Raw genomic sequence first — 4,073 nt, 5'->3', positions numbered from 1 at the left:
CCGACCTGCCCGCGATGCAACAGCATGTGGTCGAGCAGAACACAGGCCATCATCGCCTCGCCCACGGGGACCGCGCGGATGCCCACGCAAGGATCGTGGCGGCCTTTGGTGACGATCTCAGCCGGATCGCCCGATTTGGTGATGGTCTGGCGCGGCGTCAGGATGGATGAGGTTGGTTTGACCGCGAACCGCACCACGACATCTTGGCCTGTGGATATCCCACCAAGAATGCCGCCCGCGTGGTTCGAGCGATAGATTGGCCCATCCGCACCCATGCTGATCTCATCGGCATTGGCGCTGCCGGTCAGGGCCGCCGCGGCCATGCCATCGCCGATTTCAACACCCTTGACCGCGTTGATCGACATCATCGCGGATGCCAAATCGCTGTCGAGCTTGCCATAGATCGGCGCGCCAAGCCCAGCGGGCACGCCGCGCGCCACAACCTCGATCACCGCGCCCACGCTGTCGCCGGATTTGCGCAAGCCATCAAGGTAATCGGCCCAATCGGCGGCGGCTTGCGGATCGGGTGTCCAAAACGGGTTTTCCTCGATCTGGTCCCAGTCGAAACGCGCGCGGTCAATGCCGTGCGGCCCCATCTGCACCATATAGCCTGTGATGCTCAGCCCCGGCACCATCTGCGCCAGTGCGGCGCGCGCCACACCACCTGCGGCCACGCGCGCCGCCGTTTCGCGCGCGCTGGACCGCCCACCGCCGCGCGGATCGCGGATGCCATATTTTTGCCAATAGGTGATATCGGCATGACCCGGACGAAATTTCTCGGCAATCTCGCTGTAATCCTTGGACCGCTGGTCGGTATTGCGGATCATCAGTTGGATCGGCGTTCCGGTCGATTGCCCTTCATAGACACCCGAGAGGATCTCCACCTCATCGGGTTCGCGGCGCTGGGTGGTGTATTTGTTCTGCCCCGGTTTGCGCCGGTCCAGCCAATGCTGGATCGCCTCGGCCACGACTGGCACGCCCGGCGGGCAGCCATCGACCGTCGCACCCAGTGCTGGCCCGTGGCTTTCGCCCCAGGTCGTGACACGGAACATGTGGCCGAAACTGTTGAGGCTCATCGCGCGATCATCCCTTGCTGCCGTGTCAAAGGGCGTAACGGCAAGCGAAGAAAATGCCAAGCCGCTTGCACCTGTCCATGGCCAAGACTAGATGTTGTCACACCTCGGGGTGGCCTGTTTGGCCTGAGATGCGCGCGTTGCGTGAACCCGTTGAACCTGAACCGGTTAGGACCGGCGGAGGGAAGGTCTGCGGGTCATGACGACATGACCGACCTCACTTCGCCCGTCGCAATGGAGGAGTGAGAAATGAAACACACCATCATGGCTGCGGGACTGTCTGTTGTTGCGGGGGCGGCGTTCGCGCAATCCCCGGTGCTGACGGTCTACACCTATGACAGCTTCGTCTCTGATTGGGGCCCCGGCCCCGCGATCGAGGCGGCGTTCGAGGCGCAATGCGCCTGTGACCTGCAATTCGTGGGTGCAGGCGATGGCGCAGCACTTTTGGCGCGGTTGCGGCTGGAGGGCGACGCCACCGAGGCCGATATCGTGCTGGGCCTTGATACCAACCTGACGGCTGCCGCGCGCGAAACGGGGTTATTTGCCCCCCATGGCATTACGCCCACCGGCCTGACCCTGCCGGTTGCTTGGGATGACGCCGAATTCCTGCCCTTTGATTGGGGCTATTTCGCCTTTGTCCACCGCGCTGATCTGGCCAATGTGCCGACATCCTTTGGCGCCCTTGCGGCCTCGGATATCTCCATCGTGATCCAAGACCCCCGATCCTCGACCCCCGGCCTTGGGCTTTTGATGTGGGTGCAGGCCGCGCATGGCGACAATGCCGCCGCGATCTGGGAGGGGTTGTCAGACAATATCGTCACCGTCACCCCCGGCTGGTCCGAGGCCTATGGCCTGTTCCTGGAAGGCGAGGCCGATATGGTGCTGAGCTATACCACATCGCCCGCCTATCACCTGATCGCCGAAGAGGATGCAGGCTATGCCGCCGCCCACTTCGAGGAGGGGCATTATATGCAGATCGAGGTGGCCGGGATGCTTGCGGGCAGCGACCAGCCGGAACTTGCCACGGCTTTCTTGGAGTTCATGCTGCAGCCCGCCTTTCAAGAGGTGATCCCAACGACCAACTGGATGTATCCCGCAGCCCTTGACCCCGCAGCGCTCCCCGATGGGTTTGATACCTTGATCCAGCCCGAAACGGCATTGCTGGTGGCGCCGGATGACGCCCCCGCGATGCGGGATGCGGCCTTGGCGATATGGCAAGCCGCGCTCGCCCGCTGAGCGTGATCCAATGGGCGGGCGCGGCAAGTGTCGCGCTCGTCTTGCTTTGCGTGCTGGTGCCGCTGGGCGCGGTGATGGCGCGCGCCGATTGGCCCCCCGCGCTCGGCCCCGGCGATCTGGCCGCGATCCGCTTTACGCTCTGGCAAGCCGCGCTGTCGGCACTGTTCAGCGTGGCGCTGGCCATCCCCGTGGCGCGCGCGCTGGCGCGGCGGTCGTTCTCAGGGCGCGGTGCGCTTGTCACCTTGATGGGCGCGCCGTTTCTTTTGCCGGTCATCGTCGCGGTGCTGGGCCTTTTGGCGGTGTTCGGTCGCGCCGGATGGTTGAATGACGCGCTGGCGGGGATCGGGCTGGGGCGGGTCGACATTTACGGGCTACAGGGCGTTGTGCAGGCGCATGTGTTCCTGAACCTGCCCTTGGCGGTGCGTCTCATCTTGCAGGGCTGGCAGGTGATACCCGCCGAACGGATGCGGCTTGCCACATCGCTGGGGTTTTCCGCCCGCGACATGCGCCGCCATTTCGAGCGCCCGCTTTTGCGCGCGGTGCTGCCGGGGGCGGGGCTGTTGATCTTTTTGATCTGCACCACGAGCTTTGCGGTGGCGCTGATCCTTGGCGGCGGGCCGCGCGCCACCACGGTCGAACTTGCGATCTACCAAGCCTTTCGCTTCGATTTCGACCTTGGGCGCGCGGCGCTTTTGGGGCTGATCCAAGTCGCGATCTGCGTGACAGCGGGCGCGCTGGCCTTCGGCGCGATCCGCCGCCAAGAGGTGGGCGCGGGCCTTGACCGGCCAGCATTGCCTTGGCCCGGTGACAGCGCATGGGCGCGTCTGTTTGATGTGGCCGCGATCATAGCCGCAGCCCTTTTCTTGCTTTTGCCGATGCTGGCCGTAGCGCTCAAGGGGTTGCCCGCGCTGCCCAGCTTGCCGCCACAGGTTTGGGCGGCGGCGCTGCGGTCTATCCTTTTGGCGCTGGCCTCGACCGCGCTGGCGGTGGCACTGGCCCTGCCCATCGCGCTTTTGACCGCGCGGCTGGCCCGGCCCGGGCTGGTCGAGATGCTGGCCTTTCTAACAATCGCGGTCTCGCCTTTAGTGATCGGAACAGGGCTTTTCATCGTGATCAGGTCCATCGCCAATCCGGTGGCGCTGGCCTTGCCCATCACGGGGCTGGTCAATGCGCTGGTGGCGCTGCCCTTTATCCTGCGCGCGCTGGTGCCTGCGGCGATCATGGCCGAGGCGACGCAGGGCCGCTTGGCCGATGCGCTGGGCATGCGCGGCTTGGCGCGGCTCCGCCATGCGATCTTGCCGCGTCTCGCGCGCCCCTTGGGCTTTGGCGCGGGGTTGGCGGCGGCGTTCTCGATGGGCGATCTTGGCGTGATCGCGCTGTTCTCCATGCCGGGGCAGGGCACGCTTCCGCTTGAGATGTACCGGCTGATGGGGGCCTATCGCACCGATGACGCCCAAGGGGCGGCGCTGCTGCTGATGGCGCTGACGCTTGGGCTGTTTTGGATGTTTGACCGTGGGGGACGGCTTGATGCTGCAACTCGATGATGTGGCGTTGACGCAAGACGGCTTTGTGCTGTCGCTCTCGGCGGGGGTCGCTGCGGGCGAAAGGGTGGCTGTGCTTGGTCCATCGGGCAGCGGGAAAAGCACGCTTTTATCGCTGATCGCGGGCTTTGTGCGGCCCGACCTTGGGCGTATCTTGTGGGATGGCACGGATATCACCGAGGCGGTTGTTGCCGCGCGGCCCATTTCGATCCTGTTCCAAGAT

General features: G+C 64.9%; 4 protein-coding genes and 1 riboswitch. Of the genes, 3 read left to right on the top strand and 1 reads right to left on the bottom strand.

Annotated features, from left to right (window positions below):
* On the bottom strand, positions 1–1,076 hold a 1,076-nt coding region (gene aroC / locus KG698_RS14775), incomplete at its 3' end, for a chorismate synthase (RefSeq protein WP_213686310.1).
* A 95-nt stretch (positions 1,077–1,171) separates the two neighbouring features.
* Positions 1,172–1,276: riboswitch (TPP riboswitch) on the top strand.
* 46 nt (positions 1,277–1,322) lie between these two features.
* Here aroC and thiB point away from each other — a divergent pair.
* From thiB to KG698_RS14760, 3 genes are all read left to right on the top strand, one after another.
* Positions 1,323–2,309, top strand: coding sequence for a thiamine ABC transporter substrate binding subunit (thiB, locus tag KG698_RS14770; protein ID WP_213684963.1), 987 nt, complete (start codon positions 1,323–1,325; stop codon positions 2,307–2,309).
* The gene (locus KG698_RS14765; protein ID WP_213686309.1) at positions 2,285–3,853 is read left to right on the top strand and encodes an ABC transporter permease subunit; all 1,569 of its coding nucleotides are present in this window, start codon (positions 2,285–2,287) and stop codon (positions 3,851–3,853) included. The genes thiB and KG698_RS14765 overlap by 25 nt, the downstream gene beginning before the upstream one ends.
* On the top strand, positions 3,837–4,073 hold a 237-nt coding region (locus KG698_RS14760), incomplete at its 3' end, for an ATP-binding cassette domain-containing protein (protein WP_213686308.1). The genes KG698_RS14765 and KG698_RS14760, both read left to right, overlap by 17 nt.

The sequence above is a fragment of the Roseicyclus sp. genome (genome assembly GCF_018402035.1).
Classification (GTDB): Bacteria; Pseudomonadota; Alphaproteobacteria; order Rhodobacterales; family Rhodobacteraceae; genus Roseicyclus.
This window is presented reverse-complemented; position numbering and strand designations above follow the sequence as displayed.

Coding starts and splice junctions, on each gene's coding strand:
- thiB (WP_213684963.1), top strand. CDS start 1,323: ATGAAACACACCATCATGGCTGCGGGACTGTCTGTTGTTGCGGGGGCG.
- KG698_RS14765 (WP_213686309.1), top strand. CDS start 2,285: ATGGCAAGCCGCGCTCGCCCGCTGAGCGTGATCCAATGGGCGGGCGCG.